General features: G+C 69.8%; 16 protein-coding genes. 12 read left to right on the forward strand and 4 right to left on the reverse strand.

The window, feature by feature from the left end:
• Positions 1 to 104: 104 nt before the first annotated feature.
• From ACFORO_RS01635 to ACFORO_RS01690, 12 genes are all read left to right on the forward strand, one after another.
• Positions 105 to 647 (forward strand): GNAT family N-acetyltransferase, encoded by a 543-nt coding sequence (locus tag ACFORO_RS01635; RefSeq protein WP_377868945.1) that lies wholly within the window; start codon positions 105 to 107, stop codon positions 645 to 647.
• Entirely contained in the window at positions 647 to 1,186 is a 540-nt protein-coding gene (locus tag ACFORO_RS01640; protein WP_377868944.1) for a GNAT family N-acetyltransferase, read from the forward strand. The genes ACFORO_RS01635 and ACFORO_RS01640 overlap by 1 nt, the downstream gene beginning before the upstream one ends.
• Positions 1,187 to 1,288: 102 nt before the next feature.
• A complete protein-coding gene (locus ACFORO_RS01645) occupies positions 1,289 to 2,368 on the forward strand; it encodes a J domain-containing protein (protein WP_377868943.1) in 1,080 nt (359 codons plus the stop codon).
• A gap of 39 nt (positions 2,369 to 2,407) precedes the next feature.
• Positions 2,408 to 3,055 (forward strand): DUF998 domain-containing protein, encoded by a 648-nt coding sequence (locus ACFORO_RS01650; protein ID WP_377868942.1) that lies wholly within the window; start codon positions 2,408 to 2,410, stop codon positions 3,053 to 3,055.
• A 164-nt stretch (positions 3,056 to 3,219) separates the two neighbouring features.
• On the forward strand, positions 3,220 to 3,975 hold the full coding sequence (gene fabG, locus ACFORO_RS01655) for a 3-oxoacyl-ACP reductase FabG (protein WP_377868941.1): 756 nt from the start codon (positions 3,220 to 3,222) through the stop codon (positions 3,973 to 3,975).
• Positions 3,976 to 3,980: 5 nt separating this feature from the next.
• Complete coding sequence (locus ACFORO_RS01660) at positions 3,981 to 4,433, forward strand: MaoC family dehydratase (RefSeq protein WP_116203019.1); 453 nt, start codon at positions 3,981 to 3,983, stop codon at positions 4,431 to 4,433.
• A gap of 127 nt (positions 4,434 to 4,560) precedes the next feature.
• Positions 4,561 to 5,586, forward strand: a complete 1,026-nt coding sequence (locus ACFORO_RS01665; protein WP_377868940.1) for a phosphotransferase family protein — start codon at positions 4,561 to 4,563, stop codon at positions 5,584 to 5,586.
• Positions 5,586 to 6,809, forward strand: a complete 1,224-nt coding sequence (locus ACFORO_RS01670; RefSeq protein WP_377868939.1) for an acyl-CoA dehydrogenase family protein — start codon at positions 5,586 to 5,588, stop codon at positions 6,807 to 6,809. The genes ACFORO_RS01665 and ACFORO_RS01670 overlap by 1 nt, the downstream gene beginning before the upstream one ends.
• The gene (locus ACFORO_RS01675) at positions 6,806 to 7,984 is read left to right on the forward strand and encodes an acyl-CoA dehydrogenase family protein (RefSeq protein WP_377868938.1); all 1,179 of its coding nucleotides are present in this window, start codon (positions 6,806 to 6,808) and stop codon (positions 7,982 to 7,984) included. Before ACFORO_RS01670 ends, ACFORO_RS01675 begins: the two co-directional genes overlap by 4 nt.
• Positions 7,981 to 9,075, forward strand: a complete 1,095-nt coding sequence (locus ACFORO_RS01680) for an acyl-CoA dehydrogenase family protein (RefSeq protein ID WP_377868937.1) — start codon at positions 7,981 to 7,983, stop codon at positions 9,073 to 9,075. Before ACFORO_RS01675 ends, ACFORO_RS01680 begins: the two co-directional genes overlap by 4 nt.
• A 36-nt stretch (positions 9,076 to 9,111) precedes the next feature.
• Complete coding sequence (locus ACFORO_RS01685) at positions 9,112 to 9,657, forward strand: GrpB family protein (RefSeq protein WP_377868936.1); 546 nt, start codon at positions 9,112 to 9,114, stop codon at positions 9,655 to 9,657.
• A 213-nt stretch (positions 9,658 to 9,870) separates the two neighbouring features.
• Positions 9,871 to 10,518: a hypothetical protein gene (locus ACFORO_RS01690; protein ID WP_377868935.1), complete on the forward strand. Its 648-nt coding sequence runs from the start codon at positions 9,871 to 9,873 to the stop codon at positions 10,516 to 10,518.
• Between the two features lie 200 nt (positions 10,519 to 10,718).
• Here the strand turns inward: ACFORO_RS01690 and ACFORO_RS01695 are convergent, their stop codons facing one another.
• From ACFORO_RS01695 to ACFORO_RS01710, 4 genes are all read right to left on the reverse strand, one after another.
• Positions 10,719 to 11,699 (reverse strand): chitinase, encoded by a 981-nt coding sequence (locus tag ACFORO_RS01695; RefSeq protein WP_377868934.1) that lies wholly within the window; start codon positions 11,697 to 11,699, stop codon positions 10,719 to 10,721.
• Positions 11,700 to 11,898: 199 nt separating this feature from the next.
• Positions 11,899 to 13,107, reverse strand: coding sequence for an MFS transporter (locus tag ACFORO_RS01700; protein ID WP_446681584.1), 1,209 nt, complete (start codon positions 13,105 to 13,107; stop codon positions 11,899 to 11,901).
• Between the two features lie 165 nt (positions 13,108 to 13,272).
• The gene (locus ACFORO_RS01705) at positions 13,273 to 14,046 is read right to left on the reverse strand and encodes an SDR family oxidoreductase (RefSeq protein WP_377868933.1); all 774 of its coding nucleotides are present in this window, start codon (positions 14,044 to 14,046) and stop codon (positions 13,273 to 13,275) included.
• Positions 14,043 to 14,795 carry an SDR family oxidoreductase gene (locus tag ACFORO_RS01710; RefSeq protein ID WP_377868982.1) on the reverse strand — a complete coding sequence of 251 codons (753 nt, stop codon included), beginning with the start codon at positions 14,793 to 14,795 and terminating at the stop codon, positions 14,043 to 14,045. Before ACFORO_RS01710 ends, ACFORO_RS01705 begins: the two co-directional genes overlap by 4 nt.
• Positions 14,796 to 15,476: the final 681 nt, after the last annotated feature.

Below are 15,476 nucleotides of genomic sequence, written 5' to 3' on the forward strand. Positions count from 1 at the left end.
GCGGCGCGGCAACCTGCGCGGACGGGCGGAAAACCGGCTGACGGGCGGCCCTCCCGGCTGCCAGACTGCTTCTCGTCGTCCATTTGGCCGGGAGCGTTCGCCTGATGTCCCAACCGATCTTGCAGACCGAGCGCATCCGGCTGGCCCCGTTGTCCGCCGGACATCTCGAGCACCTGGTCGAACTCTCCGCCGACCCGGAGGTGATGCGCTACCTGACCGGTGTGCAGACCCGGGAGCAGTCAGCGGACGAGCTTCGGCGAACCCTCGCGTACGCCGGTCGCGGCCTCGGTTGCTGGGCCGGTTTTGTCGACGGCGCTTTCGCCGGTTTCTGGTCCCTGCGCCCCGGCGAATCCCCGAACGAGGCGGAGCTGGGATACCGGATGCTTCCCGGGTTTTGGCGCAAAGGACTCGGCAAGGAGGGTGCTGGCGAGATGCTCCGGCACGGTTTCCGCGACCTAGGACTCGACCGCGTCTACGCCAGGACCGCAGCGGGCAACAAAGCCTCTCAGGCGACGATGGCCTCGATCGGGCTCCGGCACGTGCGGGACTTCGTCGCCGACCCCGAGCACTTCGCACCGGGCGCCGACCTGCACGCGGTCGAGTACGCCGTCGGCCGCGAAGACTGGCTGGCCCGGAACTTCGCCTGATGTCCCCGCCGATACTGCGCACCGAGCGCCTCCGGCTGGTCCCGTTGTCCGCCGGACATCTCGAGCACGAGATCGAACTCTCCGCCGGCCCGGAGGTGATGCGTTACCTCGGCGGCGTGCGGACCCGGGAGCAGTCGGCTGAAGCGCTTCGGAAACTGCTCGCGGACACCACGCCGGGCCTGGGTTGCTGGGCCGGTTTCCTCGATGCCGATTTCGCCGGCTACTGGGCCCTGCGCCCCGCCGACGCGCCGAAAGAGGCCGAGTTGGGATACCGGCTGCTCCGCAGGCATTGGCGCAAAGGTCTCGCCAAGGAAGGCTCGCTCGAACTGCTCCGTTACGGATTCCGCGACGTCGGCCTCGACCGCATCTTCGCCGGGACGGCCGTGGGCAACAAAGCCTCCCAAGCGACGATGGCCGCCATCGGGCTCCGGCACATCCGCGACTTCGTCTCCGACGACCCCGACTACTTCGCGCCGGGCGACGACCGCCACGCCGTCGAGTACGCCCTTCGCCGCGAGGAGTGGCTAGCCCGGAACTAGCGGAAACACGTTCACTCCGGCGCGCCGCGGAGGCGGCTGGCACCCCGCCCCGGCGACCCCATATCGTTGCGCGGGCAGCCGTCCGGAGGTGGAACCCGAACCGTGCCCGACTACTACGCGGTACTCGGCGTGGGGAAAACCGCGTCCCCCACGGAGATCAAGGCCGCCTACCGTCGGCTGGCCAAGACGCTGCACCCGGACGCGGGCGGCACGGTCGGCACCTTCCAGCTCTTGCGCGAGGCCTACGACACCCTCGCCGACCCCAACGAACGCGCTCGTTACGACGCTGGCGTCCCGGCCGCGTCGGTGCCCAAACCCCGGCCCCGGCGGCGATTCGGCGAGCAGCCCGGCTACCGCCCGGAAGCGCCGGACATCGACCCGGAAAGCCTGGAGTGGTGGTCGTTCGCCGCGGCCGACCCGCGGATGCGGCACGGGCGGCGGCGCGGGCCAGGGCACACGCCGGTCGTCGCGGCGGTCGCCGGCACGGTGCTGGTGCTGTTGCCGCTGCTCGCCGGGATCGACTTCACTCCGCCGGTGCTGATTGTCTGGCTCGCGCTGACCGCGGGCACCGCGCTGCTCGTGCACCGGCTCGCTCGCGGCTATCTGTCCGCGCGTCGCGCCCGGCACGAGTTCGCCGAGGAATTCGGCGGCAGTGCGGTTTTCGGCTCCCCGGGCGCCGAAGCCGACGAGCTGGCCGAACGGCTCACCGCCGACCTGCTGGAGCGGTATCTGACCCGGCTGCCCGGCGCGCGCGTCTTCCACGGTCTCGCGTGGCCCGGTTCGGTGTTCGCCGACGTCGACCACGCGGTGCTGTGCGGGAAACGCCTGGTGCTGGTCGAGTCGAAGCTGTGGCTGCCCGGGCACTACGAAACCGCCGAGGACGGACGGCTGCTGCGCAACGGGCGCCCGTTCCGGGGCGGCGGCACCCAGCTGGAAGAAAGCCTCGACCGCTACCGCGAACTGTTGCCCGGCGTCGCGCTGCGCGGCGCGATGATCGTCTACCCGAGCCGCGACGGCGAGGTCACCACCGCCGAACCGGACGGCGAACCCGGTCCGCCGATGACGCCCGAGCAGTTCCTGCACGAGATCGGCGGCTGGCTGTCCGCCGAACCGTCCACTGTGGACCACAACGCGCTGCGCACGGTCCGCGCGCAGGTCACCGGGTCCGGCCGGGCGGCCTGACTCACCGGGGACATATCCGGCGCGTGCCACTCTGAGGACATGACAACAGTGTCCGCCGACCGCCGTCCCGCCCTGCTCGCGCTGGTCGGGATCGGCGCGCTCGCGCTCGGCGCCGTGCTGATGCTGTTGTTGCAGGTAGTGCCGCCGACCGACGAGATCAGCGCGACCTGGCGGACCATCAGCGAATACGGGCTGTCGGACCACAAATGGGTGTTCGACCTGGCTGTCGTGCTGGTCGCGGCCGGTTCGGCGGTCGCGTTCGCCGTGCTGCGTCTGCAAGGCCGCCTGCCGGTCCTCGCCGCGGTGTTCGGAGCGTTCTGGACAGCCGGGTTGCTGGTGATCGTCGCGTTCCCGAAGACCGACTGGGCCAACGCGGCAGCCTCCGGAGCAGGCGGCACACTGCACCGGATCGCCAGCGTCGTCGCCTTCGTCTGCCTTCCGCTCGCAGTACTCGTCTCGGCGCGCACGGTCTTCCCGGAGTCGCCGCGCCGCCGGTTCCTCGCCCGCGCGCTCGCCGTGGCCTCGCTGGCATGGTTCGCGGTGATCCTCGGCGCGGTCGCGGTCGCCGCGCTGACTGACCAACGCTGGTGGCTGCTGATCCCGCTGGGCCTCGTCGAACGCGGGATGGCCCTCACTGAACTCGTCGCGCTGGCCGCGCTCGCCGCCCCGCCGCGAAGCCGCCGCTGACTCCTCCCCGATCGGACGAGGGGCTCGCGATCGCCGCGTAATAAGCGTACGCTTAGCCGCCAGCGACAGGTGCCGCGCCGTGGCATCCTGCGCAGGCAGTCCGAGCGTGCCCCAGCCTGTCCGGACGCGCCGAGCAGGCTTTCCCCGACGATGAGGAGATCCCCGTGACCGCTTCCCGTGTGGCCATCGTGACCGGAGCCGGCCGTGGCATCGGCGCCGCCGTAGCCCGCCGCCTCGCTTCCGACGGGTTCGCCGTCGGCCTGCTGGACCTCGACGAGGCCGGGGTCAAGCAAGGGGCGGAGGCGATCGTCGCCGACGGCGGCCGGGCGGTCGGCGTCGCGCTGGACGTCAGCGACGCCGGGCAGGTCGAGGCCGTGGTGACCCGCGTGGCCGAGGAACTCGGCGCGCCGACCGTGCTGATCAACAACGCCGGCATCACCCGCGACAACCTGCTGTTCAAGATGACCGAACAGGACTGGGACTCGGTGCTGAACGTGCACCTGCGCGGTTCGTTCCTGATGACCCGCGAGGTGCAGAAGTACCAGACGCAGGAGAAGTGGGGCCGGATCGTCAACCTGTCCAGCACCTCCGCGCTGGGCAACCGCGGGCAGGTCAACTACGCCGCGGCCAAGGCGGGCATGCAGGGCTTCACCAAGACGCTGGCGATCGAACTGGGCAAGTTCGGCGTCACCGCCAACGCGATCGCGCCCGGGTTCATCGCCACCGACATGACCGCGGCGACCGCCGAGCGCGTCGGCATGAGCTTCGAGGACTTCAAGGCCGCGGCCGCGTCGCAGATCCCGGTGCAGCGCGTCGGCACGCCCGAGGACATCGCGAACGTCGCGTCGTTCCTGGTCAGCGAGGGCGCGGGATTCGTGTCCGGCCAGGTCATCTACGTCGCCGGCGGACCGAAGGACTGATCGCGATGCGCGTGTTCTCCGACGTCGCCGAACTCGCCGAAGCAGTCGGCAAGCCCTTGGGCACGAGCGAATGGCACACCGTCAGCCAGGAGCAGGTGCAGCTGTTCGCCGACGCCACGGGCGACCACCAGTGGATCCATCTCGACGCCGAAAAGGCCGCAGCGGGCCCGTTCGGCACGACGATCGCGCACGGGTTCCTCACGCTGTCGCTGATCCCGGCGTTCCTGCCGGAGATCTACCGCGTCGACGGCCTGAAGATGGGCATCAACTACGGGCTCAACAAGGTGCGGTTCCCGCAGCCGGTGAAGGTGGGCTCGCGGGTGCGCGGGACCGCCGACCTGGTCGAGCTGACCGACGTGCCCGGCGGCAAGCAGGCCGTCGTGCGCTGGACCGTCGAGATCGAGGGCGAGGACAAACCCGCCTGCGTCGCCGAGATGGTTTCCCGGCTCATCCTTTGACCGCCCGCCCGCGCCCCAATGTGGCATTGGGTGCATCTGACGCACCCAATGCGGCATTCGGTGCGTCCCACGCACCCAATGTGGCATTGGGGCGATCGCCGACCTCGCACGAACTGGAGTCCTTCCGATGACCGAAACCGACCCGCCCGGCCTCGATCTGGCGAGGCTGCGCGCCCATCTCGACCGCGAGCGGCCCGGGCTCGTCTCCGGCGCCCTCACCGCGGACGTGGTGCAGGGCGGGCGGTCCAACCTCACCTATCTCGTCACCGACGGCACTCGGCGCTTCGTCGTGCGCCGTCCGCCGCTCGGGCACGTGCTGCCGACCGCGCACGACATGCGGCGCGAGTTCCGCGTGATGAGCGGGCTCGCCGGGACTCCGGTGCCGGTGCCGGAAACCGTTCTGCTGTGCGAGGACGCGGACGTGCTCGGCGCGCAGTTCTACGTGATGGAGTTCGTCGAGGGCACGCCGTACCGGACCGCCGACGAGCTGGAGCAGCTCGGCCCGCAGCGGACGAGGGCGATCGCCGATTCGCTGGTGGACACGCTCGTCGACCTGCACGCGGTCGATCCGGAAGCGGTCGGGCTCGGCGATTTCGGCCGTCCGGAAGGCTTTCTGGAACGCCAGCTGCGCCGGTGGAAGAAGCAGCTCGACGGTTCGCGCAGCCGCGACCTGCCCGGCGCGGACCGGCTGCACGACCAGCTCGCCGCGGCGATCCCGGCGTCCGGACCGCCCGCCATCGTGCACGGCGACTACCGGCTGGACAACGTGCTCGTCGACGGCGAGGACCGGATCACCGCGGTGCTGGACTGGGAGATGTCCACGCTCGGCGACCCGCTCACCGACCTCGGCCTGATGATCACCTACGCGCAGCGGGACCAGCTCTCGCTGCCGATGGTGTCCAACGCCAGCAGCGCGCCGGGCTACCCGGACACCGACGAGACGATCGCCCGCTACGCGCAGCGTTCCGGCCGAGATCTGTCGGCGCTGAACTGGTACGTGAGCTTCGCGTACTTCAAGCTCGCGGTGATCCTCGAGGGCATCTACTTCCGTTTCCAGCAAGGCAAAACCGTCGGCGAGGGCTTCGACCAGATCGGCGCAGCCGTCGCACCCCTCATCGAGCAGGGCAGCAAGACGCTCACCAAGGAGAACTGATGGACTTCGCGTTCGACGCCCGTACCGAGGAACTGCGCGGGCAGCTGCTCGAATTCATGGATTCGCACGTCTACCCCGCCGAAGCTGTCTTCCACGAGCAGCTGGCCGCGCGCACCGACCCGTGGTCGCCGCCGCCGGTCGTCGACGAGCTGAAGGCCGAAGCACGCAAGCGCGGGCTGTGGAACTTCTTCCTTCCTGGAGATCACGGTGCGGGGCTGACCAACCTCCAGTACGCGCCGCTCGCCGAGATCACCGGCCGCAGCCCGCACCTCGCGCCCGCCGCGGTGAACTGCGCCGCGCCGGACACCGGGAACATGGAAGTGCTGACCATGTTCGGCAGCGACCAGCAGAAGAAGCAGTGGCTGGAACCGTTGCTGGCCGGGGAGATCCGCTCCGCGTTCGCGATGACCGAACCCGACGTGGCGTCGTCGGACGCGCGCAACATCGCGACGAGCATCCGCCGCGAGGGCGACGAGTACGTGATCAACGGGCGCAAGTGGTACATCACCGGCGCGATGAACCCGAACTGCAAGATCTTCATCGTCATGGGCAAGACCGATCCGGACGCGCCCGCGCACAAGCAGCAGAGCATGATCCTGGTCCCGCGCGACACTCCGGGCCTGACCGTCGTGCGCGGCATGCAGGTGTTCGGCTACACCGACGGCGACCACGGCGGGCACGCCGAGGTGCTGTTCGAGGACGTGCGGGTGCCCGCGGAGAACCTGATCGCCGACGAGGGTTCCGGGTTCGCCGTCGCGCAGGCCCGCCTCGGCCCCGGCCGCATCCACCACTGCATGCGCGCGATCGGCATGGCGGAGCGGGCGCTGGAAGCGATGTGCCGCCGCACGCTGTCGCGCGAGACTTTCGGCCGTCCGATCGCCGATTCGGGCGTGGTGCAGGACTGGATCGCCGAGGCGCGCGTGCGGATCGAGCAGCAGCGGTTGCTGGTGCTGAAGACCGCCTGGCTGATGGACACCGTCGGCAACCAGGGCGCGCACACGGAGATCCAGGCGATCAAGATCTCCACTCCGCTGGCCGTCGAATGGATCCTGGACAAGGCGATCCAGGCGCACGGCGCGGGCGGCGTTTCGCAGGACTTCCCGCTGGCGGAGATCTGGGCCGGGGTGCGCACGCTGCGGCTCGCCGACGGTCCGGACGAGGTGCACAAGCGTTCGCTGGCGCGGCGTGAGCTGAAGAAGTACCGGACGGAGGCGGGCAAGTGACCGCCGAGGAACTGCGGGCGCAGGTCGCCGCTTTCCTCGCCGCGCACGACCCTGCTGAACTGTCCGCTTTGGACTTCCTGCGGGCTCGCTTCGACGCCGGGCTCGCCTGGGTGCACTTCCCCGAAGGCCTCGGCGGACAGGGCGCTCCGCGTGCGCTGCAGGGCGAGGTCGAAGCCGCTTTCGCCGCCGCTGGCGCACCGGACAACAACCCGCGCCGGATCCTGATCGGGCTCGGCATGGCCGCGCCGACGATCCTCGCGTTCGGCACCGAGGAGCAGAAGAAGCGCTACCTCCGTCCGCTGTGGACCGGCGAGGAGGTGTGGTGCCAGCTGTTCAGCGAACCGGGCGCCGGCTCCGACCTCGCCGCGCTGGCCACGCGCGCGGTCCGCGACGGCGACGACTGGGTCGTGACCGGGCAGAAGGTGTGGACGTCCAGCGCGCATCTCGCGCAGTGGGCCATCCTCGTCACCCGCACCGACCCGGACGTGCCGAAGCACCAGGGCATGACGTACTTCCTGTGCGACATGACCGCGCCCGGCGTCGAGGTCCGGCCGCTGCGGCAGATCACCGGCGAGGCGGAGTTCAACGAGGTCTTCCTGACCGAGGTGCGGATTCCGGACGCGCAGCGGATCGGCGAGGTCGGCGAGGGCTGGAAGGTCGCGCAGACGACGCTGATGAACGAGCGCGTCGCGATCGGCGGCACCGCGATGCCGCGCGAGGGCGGCATGATCGGGCTCGTCGCGAAGACCTGGCGGGACCGTCCCGAACTGCGGACGCCGGAACTGCGCGACCGGCTCGTGCAGCACTGGGTCGAAGCCGAATCGCTGCGGCTGGCCGGAGAACGGCAGCGGCAGCAGCTCGCCGTCGGCGCGCCCGGTCCGGAGGGTTCGGCGATGAAGGTGGCGTTCGCCGAGCTGAACCAGGAACTGTCCGGCCTGGAGCTGGAGCTGCTCGGCGAAGAGGGCCTGCGCTACGAAGACTGGACGATGCGCCGTCCGGAACAGGTCGACTTCTTCGGCCGCGACGCCGGGTACCGGTACTTGCGCGCCAAGGGGAACTCGATCGAAGGCGGTACCTCGGAGGTGCTGCGGAACATCATCTCCGAACGCGTGCTGGGGCTGCCGTCCGAGCCGCGGGTGGACAAGGACGTCGCCTGGAAGGACCTGCCGCGATGAGCACGCCGGACCTGCTGTACTCGGAGGTGGAAGAGGACCTGCGGTCCTCGGTGAGGGCGCTGCTCACCGACCGCGCCGGGCCCGCCGCCCTGCTCGCGCGGGTCGAGACGGACGCGCCGTACGACCTCGCCCTGTGGAAGACCTTGGCCGCCGACCTAGGGACCGCCGGGCTCATGGTGCCGGAATCCCTTGGCGGACACGGGGCTTCGACGCGCGAGGTCGCGGTCGTCATGGAGGAACTGGGCCGGAGCGTCGCGCCAGTGCCTTACCTGGGCAGTGCCGTGCTCGCGACTGCCGCGTTGCTGGCCGCGGGCTCGGAGCTGCTCCCCCAGCTCGCTTCCGGCTCGGTGATCGGCGCGCTGGCGGTGCCGTTGTCGGCTGCTCCGGGTTCCGCTTTCCCCGCCACGGTTTCCTTTCTCGACGGAACCTTGACCGGGCGAGTGTCCACAGTGGCCGATGCGTCGGTCGCGGATCTGCTGGTGGTTCCGGCTGTCGGTCCTGATGGCCCTGGGCTTTACGCAGTGGACGCTTCGGCGGCGACCGTGACTGAGGCTGTGTCGCTGGACCTGACGCGCCGGGTTGCTGACGTGACGCTGGATTCCGCTGCGGCACAGGTGATTTGCACTGGCTCGGCTGCTGCGGAAGCTTTGGAGACCGCGTTGACCACCGCGGCTGGGTTGCTGGCTTCGGAGCAGACCGGTATCGCTGAGTGGGCGTTGACCGAGACTGTGACTTACCTGAAGGGGCGGTACCAGTTCGGCCGCCCGGTCGGGGGTTTTCAGTCGCTGAAGCACCGGTTGGCGAACCTGTACACGGAACTGGTGAACGCACGCGCGACAGCTCGGTACGCGGCGGATGCGCTGGCGACCGGGAACGACGTGCCGATCGCGGTGGCGGTCGCGCAGGCGCGGGTGTCGCCGATCGCGGTGCACGCGGCCGAGGAGGCTGTCCAGCTGCACGGCGGGATCGGGATGACGTGGGAACATCCGGCGCATCTTTATCTCAAACGGGCCAAGAGCGATCAGATCGCTTTCGGCACGCCGGGGCGGCATCGGGCTCGGCTGGCTGATCTGGTGGATCTGCCTGCCTGACGTTTTTTGTCGGTGGCCGGGGTCACGGTGGCCGGTATGTCCGAGACCCCGGATTGGGCCTATGAGCGGCCGGAAATCCATCCCCCGGATCCGACGTGGGCGTCGCGGGGCTCCGCATTGTGCGCGGAGCTCGCGCGACTGCTCGCGCCGTGGCTCGCGCTGGGGAAGGCAGAGCACGTCGGCTCTACGGCGGTGCCCGGTTTGGCGGCCAAACCGGTGCTCGATGTGATGGCCTCGATGCGGGATCTGTCACCGGAGACGGTCTCGGCAGTGGTGCCGGTGCTTTCCGCTGACGGGTGGTGTTTCGTGCCGCCGGAACTGGATGTCGCGGCGCCTTGGCGACGGTTTTTCGTGCTGCCCGATGCGGAGGGGCGGCATCGGGTGGCGCATCTGCATCTGCTGCCGGAGGGACATCCGAGGTGGCAGGCGCAGCTGGAGTTCCGGGACGCGCTGCGGGCGGATCCTGGGTTGGCGGCGGAGTACGCCTCGGTGAAGCGGCGGCTGGCTGAGGAGGTGCCTGATCGGGAGGAGTACACGGCTCGGAAGACGGACTTCGTGCGGCGGGTGCTGAGTGCTAAGTGAGAACAGCTGGCAGGGCTTCCAGGGCGCAAGTGCCGGACGCCGGAATTGATGTTGGTGGCCGCAGTCTCAGCCCGTGAACACCTAACCGGCGAACCTGAGCGCTCCAGACCGTGACTTCCGGAGACGCTCCCACGACTCCGCCCCGACGAGCAGGCAGCCGACGGGAACGTCCGCATCGGTCCGGCGCCGCTCTCGGCGTGCCATGCTGAGCCAGTGCGAAACCGTCGCCGGACCGGCCGTGCGCCCAGTGCCGCCGAGATCCGGCGGGTGGTGCACCTGATCGCCCTTCGCCGCGATGCGTGCCGGGTCAGCAGAGAGCAGATCGCCTGGCCGCGGTGGGAGAACCACCACGCCAAAGCGGTGTTCTTGCCGCCGGGGCTGCCGCGCAATTCCGTATGGAACATCAAAAAATTCTTGCTGCGGGGCCTGTGCGACGCACCGTCGCTCGCCCCGTTCGAGGACGAACTCGCCGACCTGGTCGCCGGTGCGGTCCACCGCCGCCAGGAGGCATATGACCGTTACTACTCGCGGCTCGCACTTCGCTTGGACTGCCCTTGGCTGCGGTCCGCTCTGGCCGAGGCCGCGCTGAGCGAGTCAGCGGAAACCCGCGTGCGGGCGGCCTGGATGCTCAACGTCCTCGACCATCCCGAAACCCCGCCGACGCAGGCCAATTGGCGGGCCTGGACCGCCGCCCAGGGACTGCGGCACGCGATCGACCGCGCCGCGCATGTCGAAGACAACCGCGATCAAGTCCACGCGCGCCGTCATGAAGCTGTGGCCGCTCGGCGGAAGCAGGCAGCCGTCGCGGGCAACCGGGCTAGGCGACCGCGCGGAACGCCGCCCACCCGCCACCCTGCCTGACCAAGACCGGCTCCGCCCGGTCACGAAGCGACCGTGCCGGAACCCGCCGCTGCCAGCTTTCCCCTGCCGCGGCACCGGACGCACAGCAGCTGGCGACGAGGCCGCGCCCCTCGGAACGGCGGCCTCGTCGCCAAGCTCGGACTCGAACCCAGGCTCACACCGGCCAAGCCAAGTGCAGCCCGGGCTCAGGCCGGACCCGGTCAGCCGTGGTATCCGGCCACGATCTTCGTGAACGCGTACTTCGGCTGCGAGATTCCGCTGCACTCCCCGCCGCCCGAGCAGTCCCGGTTGGTCGCCCAGAAGGTGAACCGGCCCAAGTGGTGGCTGGTCGCGTAGTCGCGGATCGCGGTGAAGTCGGCCACCGAGACGACCTCGCCGGCGTTGTCCGTCTTGCCGTTCATCGACGACAGGCCCGCGTGCCGGTACGCCGTGGCGCTGTCCCAGCCGAACGTCGACTTCAGCTGTCCCGCGAGACCGTCCACCGCGGACTTCGTCTTGCCCGCCATGTCGCCGCCGCTGGAGAAGTCGAACGGCATCACCGACCACACGTCCACCGGCGCGCCGATCGCCTTCGCCTGCTTGATCAGCCGCTTGCCCCAGTCGTTCGGGCCGGACGTCTCGGTCCCGATGGTGATCACGACGCGCACGCCCGGGTTCTTCTGCTTCGTGATCTTGACCGCGTTCAGGATCCGATCCTGCACCGTCGCGTTCTCGAACTCGTCGGTGTTCTCGATGTCGAGGTCGATCGCCTTGAGCCCGTACGCGTCGATCACCTTCTGGTACGCCCCCGCGAGCGCGCTGGCCGACGAGCATTTCGCGCCCAGTTTCGTGCCGGACCAGCCGCCGAAGGACGGGATGACGTCGCCGCCCGCGTCGCGGATGCTCTTGATCAGGGTTTTGTCCGAGCCGGTCAGCGAGCGGTCGCCGTCCCACTTCGGGTTGCACGAGCCGTCCGACAGCATGAACGCGAGCGTGAACGTCTTGATCCCGGTCGCGGACATCGCCGCCGACGCGCTGGTCTGCCCCGCCCACTGGTACAGGTACGGCGAAGCGAGAACCGGGTCCGGAGCCGCCGCGAGCTGCGGGGCGGACGCGGGTGCGGCCGTGGCCACCCCGGCCGCGGTCGCGAGAGCCGCCCCTGCCGCCGCCGCGAGCGCGGCCAGCCGACGCACTGATTTCATCGTGTTCCTCCCACGGGCGCCACGGAACACCTCCGGTTTGAGGCGGCGGGATCAACCCGGGAGGAGTGCACCCGGAAGGGTGCCGTCACACACTGGACTAGACCAAATCGGCGTGTCAAGAGCCGCAGCCCGAACGGCGCACCGAGCGGGAAACGGTGCGTCGCGCCGGGTTTATCCCCCGCCCGGGTGGGTCCGAAAGTCAGGACCGGCCGGCGGCGGTCCCCTCGCCGAGCCCGTCGGAGAAGTCGTGGTCCCGGGTTTCCGGCAGGCTCAGCACGCACGCGAAGCTCAGCACCCCGAGCGCCACCAGCACCAGCGAAACCGGCACCGTCGAACCGGTCGACGCCCACAGGTTCGTCGAGATCAACGGCACCACCCCGCCGCCGATCACCCCCGCCACGCTGTACGCGATGGACGCACCGGAATACCGGTACCGCACCCGGAACAGCTCCGGCAGGAACGCGCCCATCGGCCCGTACAGCATCGCGAAACACGCCAAGCCGCCGACAAAGCCGAGCGTCAGCAACACCGGGTTTCCCGTCTGCAGCAGAGCGAACAGCGGAAACGCCCACGCCACAACGGAAACCGCGGCCGCCGCGCTCAGCCGTCGGCGGCCCCACTGGTCGGACTTCATCGCGAACACCAGCGTCGCCACGCCCATCACCGTGGCCGCGATGAGCAGGCCGATCAGGACAGTCTTGCGCGGGATGCCGAGAGTCGTCGTCGCCAGTGAAAGGCAGAAAGTCGTCACCGTATAGAAAAGCGCGTGCGCGAGCACGAACGACAGCGTCGACAGCACCAGAACTCGCGGCTGTTTCCGAAGCAGTTCGAACAACGGGACTTTCGCCTGTTCGGCCTTGTCCAAAGCAGCTTGGAAAACCGGCGTCTCGGCGATCTTGATCCGGATGTAGAAGCCGACTGCCAGCAACACCGCGGAGAACAAGAACGGCAGCCGCCAGCCCCAGGACAAGAACTCAGCGGGAGGGAGCACCGCGTCCAGCACCAGGAACAGCAGGTTGCCCAGCACGAATCCGATGGCCGGGCCGAGCTGCGGGAACGCGGAGTACAGCCCGCGTTTGCCCGGCGGCGCGTACTCGGTCGACATCAGCACCGCGCCGCCCCATTCGCCGCCGAGGCCGATGCCTTGCACGAAACGCAGTACCACCAGCAGGATCGGCGACCAGAGGCCGAGGGTGCCGTATCCCGGGACCAGTCCGACGGCCACTGTGGACAGTCCCATCACCAGCAGGGACGTGACCAGCATGGACTTGCGGCCGATCCGGTCGCCCCAGTGTCCGAAAAGGACCGCGCCGACCGGGCGCGCGACGAACCCGACCGCGAAGGTGCCGAGCGAGGCCAGCACCCCGGCGGTCGAGGAGAACGTCGGGAAGAACACCTTCCCGAACACCAGCGCCGCCGCGGTTTTCGTAAATGTAGAAATCGTAGAACTCGGGTGGCGGTGCCGATGAAACTGGCGGTGGCGATGCGCGACACGTCGGCCCGCGCGGGTGCGGTCATTCCGGCTCCCTGTTCTCCCCTGCGGCTCCGTGCCGCCGCGAGGAGAATATCGGGGTCACGCGTCGCCGGGCAGTTCCTCCATTTTCCGCTGCAGCTTGTTCATCCCGCCGAGCCAGCGGTCGGTTTGGGTGGCGCGCAAGGCATAGAACTCGGCGACCTCGGCGTGCGGCAGCACCAGGAACCGGTTCTCGGCGATGGCGGCGAACAGCGCGTCGGCCACCTGCGGCGGGTCGATCGCGGACGCGCCCATCAGCAGTTTGCCGCGTTCGCCGGTCTCCTCCAGCATCGCGGTGCGCACGCCCTGCGGGCAGATCGCCTGCACGCTGATCCCGCGGTGCCGGTACGTGGCCGACAGCCATTCCGCGAACGCCAGCGCACCGTGCTTGGTCACCGAATACGGCGCCGAGCCGAGGCTGGTGAGCACGCCCGCCGCGGACACCGTCGCGACGAACCGGCCCTCGCCGCGCTCCAGCCACGCCGGCAGCAGCAACCGGGCCGCGCGGACGTGCGCCATCACGTTGACGTCCCACGCCAGCGACCACGCATCCTCGTCCGCGTTGGCGTCGCCGAACGGCGCTACCCCGGCGTTGGCACAGAAAACGTCGATCTCGCCCAGCGTTTCGCGGGCGGCCGTGATCAGGTCCGCCACGCCGGATTCGCTTGCCACGTCCCCGGCGAACGCCGTGCCGCCGACCTCCGCCGCGACCTCGGCCGCGCGGTCGCCGTCGAGGTCCGCGACGACAATGCGGGCACCGTCCGCGGCGAACCGACGTGCCAGCGCCGCTCCGATCCCGCCACCACCGCCGGTGATGACGACCCCGGCGCTCACAGGCCGCCGCCGAGCGTCACGCCACCGTCGAGAACGACCGTCTGCCCGGTCATCCAGCCCGCTTCGCTGGACAGCAGGAACGCCACCGCACCCGCGATGTCCTCCGGCACGCCGAGCCGCTTCAGCGGATACGACGCCGCGACCTCTTCCTCGCGCCCCTCGTAAAGCGCGGTCGCGAACTGCGTCTTGACCACCGCCGGAGCCACCGCGTTCACCCGGATCTTCGGGCCGAGTTCGCCGCCGAGCTCCTGAGTGAGCCGGATCAGCGCGGCCTTGCTGACGCCGTACATGCCGATGCCCGGCGAGGTGCGGATGCCCGCGATCGAGGCGACGTTGACCACCGACCCGCCGTGCTCGCCCATCCACGCGTCCCGCGCGACGCGGATCCACGACAGCGGCGCGACCACGTTCACCGCGAAGATCTTGGCCGCCGCGGCCGGGTCGATGTCCACCATCGGGCCATAAACCGGGTTGATGCCGGTGTTGTTGACCAGCATGTCGAGACTGCCGAACCTCTCGACCGCGGCGGCGACCGCCTCCTGCTGGTGCGCGGCGTCGTCGGCCTTGCCGGGCACCGCGACCGCGACGTCCGGCCCGCCGAGCAACTCGACGGCCTCGGCGAGCGGCTCCGGCTTGCGCGCCGTGATGACCACCTTGGCCCCGCGCTCGACAAGCCCCTTCGCGATGGCCAGCCCGATCCCCCGGCTGGCCCCGGTGACCAGGGCAACGCGATCCTTGAACGACTCCACCACACCGTCTCCTTGTCCGCCGCTGGACAGCCACCGCTAAGCGGCCGCTTAGTCGCAGGATAACGGCGCAGCCCTCGGATGCAACCTCGGGAGGCGACATCGACGGTCACAACACAGCGAGTCAACGGCGGGCCGACCGTGCGTATCCGCCAAACCTCGCCAGGACGGCCCGGCAGACTCGACCGGGCCGTCTCCCCAATCGAGCACCGCAACTACGCCGCCGCCCAGCTCGACGAGGACACCTGCCTGACCGCGCTGGCCCGCCACGCCGACGACGACCAGCTCGTCCGCCACCGCGCACTGCCACGCACGCGACGTCCGCGGATCCTGGGACTCGGAAGTCGACATCCGCCCGTAAAACGCGAACCGCACGACTCCCGGCACCTGGCCAGACACACGCGCCGCACCCCGTCGAGCAGCCATCGCCTCACCGAATCCCGCACCAGTCAACGCGCCCACCGCAGTTCCTTCCGCCGAACCGGAACCGAAACCGCACGCGGACCGGTAGATGACGAGAAACAGACGAGCACCCCTCGAACAGACCAGCGACAGCGACGTCCGACATCACTGGCCCGCGAGGCGGCGGGCGGGAACCCAGCGCTACTTCATCTCCGATGGTTTGGCCCGGCTGCCGGGAACGGCCACGGTGACAATGTGTCACGGGACCGGGTCGGCGAGAAC

The organism is Amycolatopsis halotolerans, from assembly GCF_042647905.1.
In the GTDB taxonomy this organism is placed as follows: Bacteria; Actinomycetota; Actinomycetes; order Mycobacteriales; family Pseudonocardiaceae; genus Amycolatopsis; species Amycolatopsis halotolerans.

What these genes read in the sequence shown, in the direction of transcription:
- ACFORO_RS01635 (WP_377868945.1), top strand. Translation starts at nt 105, where the DNA reads ATGTCCCAACCGATCTTGCAGACCGAGCGCATCCGGCTGGCCCCGTTG.
- ACFORO_RS01640 (WP_377868944.1), top strand. Translation starts at nt 647, where the DNA reads ATGTCCCCGCCGATACTGCGCACCGAGCGCCTCCGGCTGGTCCCGTTG.
- ACFORO_RS01650 (WP_377868942.1), top strand. Translation starts at nt 2,408, where the DNA reads ATGACAACAGTGTCCGCCGACCGCCGTCCCGCCCTGCTCGCGCTGGTC.
- ACFORO_RS01660 (WP_116203019.1), top strand. Translation starts at nt 3,981, where the DNA reads ATGCGCGTGTTCTCCGACGTCGCCGAACTCGCCGAAGCAGTCGGCAAG.
- ACFORO_RS01665 (WP_377868940.1), top strand. Translation starts at nt 4,561, where the DNA reads ATGACCGAAACCGACCCGCCCGGCCTCGATCTGGCGAGGCTGCGCGCC.
- ACFORO_RS01670 (WP_377868939.1), top strand. Translation starts at nt 5,586, where the DNA reads ATGGACTTCGCGTTCGACGCCCGTACCGAGGAACTGCGCGGGCAGCTG.
- ACFORO_RS01680 (WP_377868937.1), top strand. Translation starts at nt 7,981, where the DNA reads ATGAGCACGCCGGACCTGCTGTACTCGGAGGTGGAAGAGGACCTGCGG.
- ACFORO_RS01685 (WP_377868936.1), top strand. Translation starts at nt 9,112, where the DNA reads ATGTCCGAGACCCCGGATTGGGCCTATGAGCGGCCGGAAATCCATCCC.
- ACFORO_RS01695 (WP_377868934.1), bottom strand. Translation starts at nt 11,699, where the DNA reads ATGAAATCAGTGCGTCGGCTGGCCGCGCTCGCGGCGGCGGCAGGGGCG.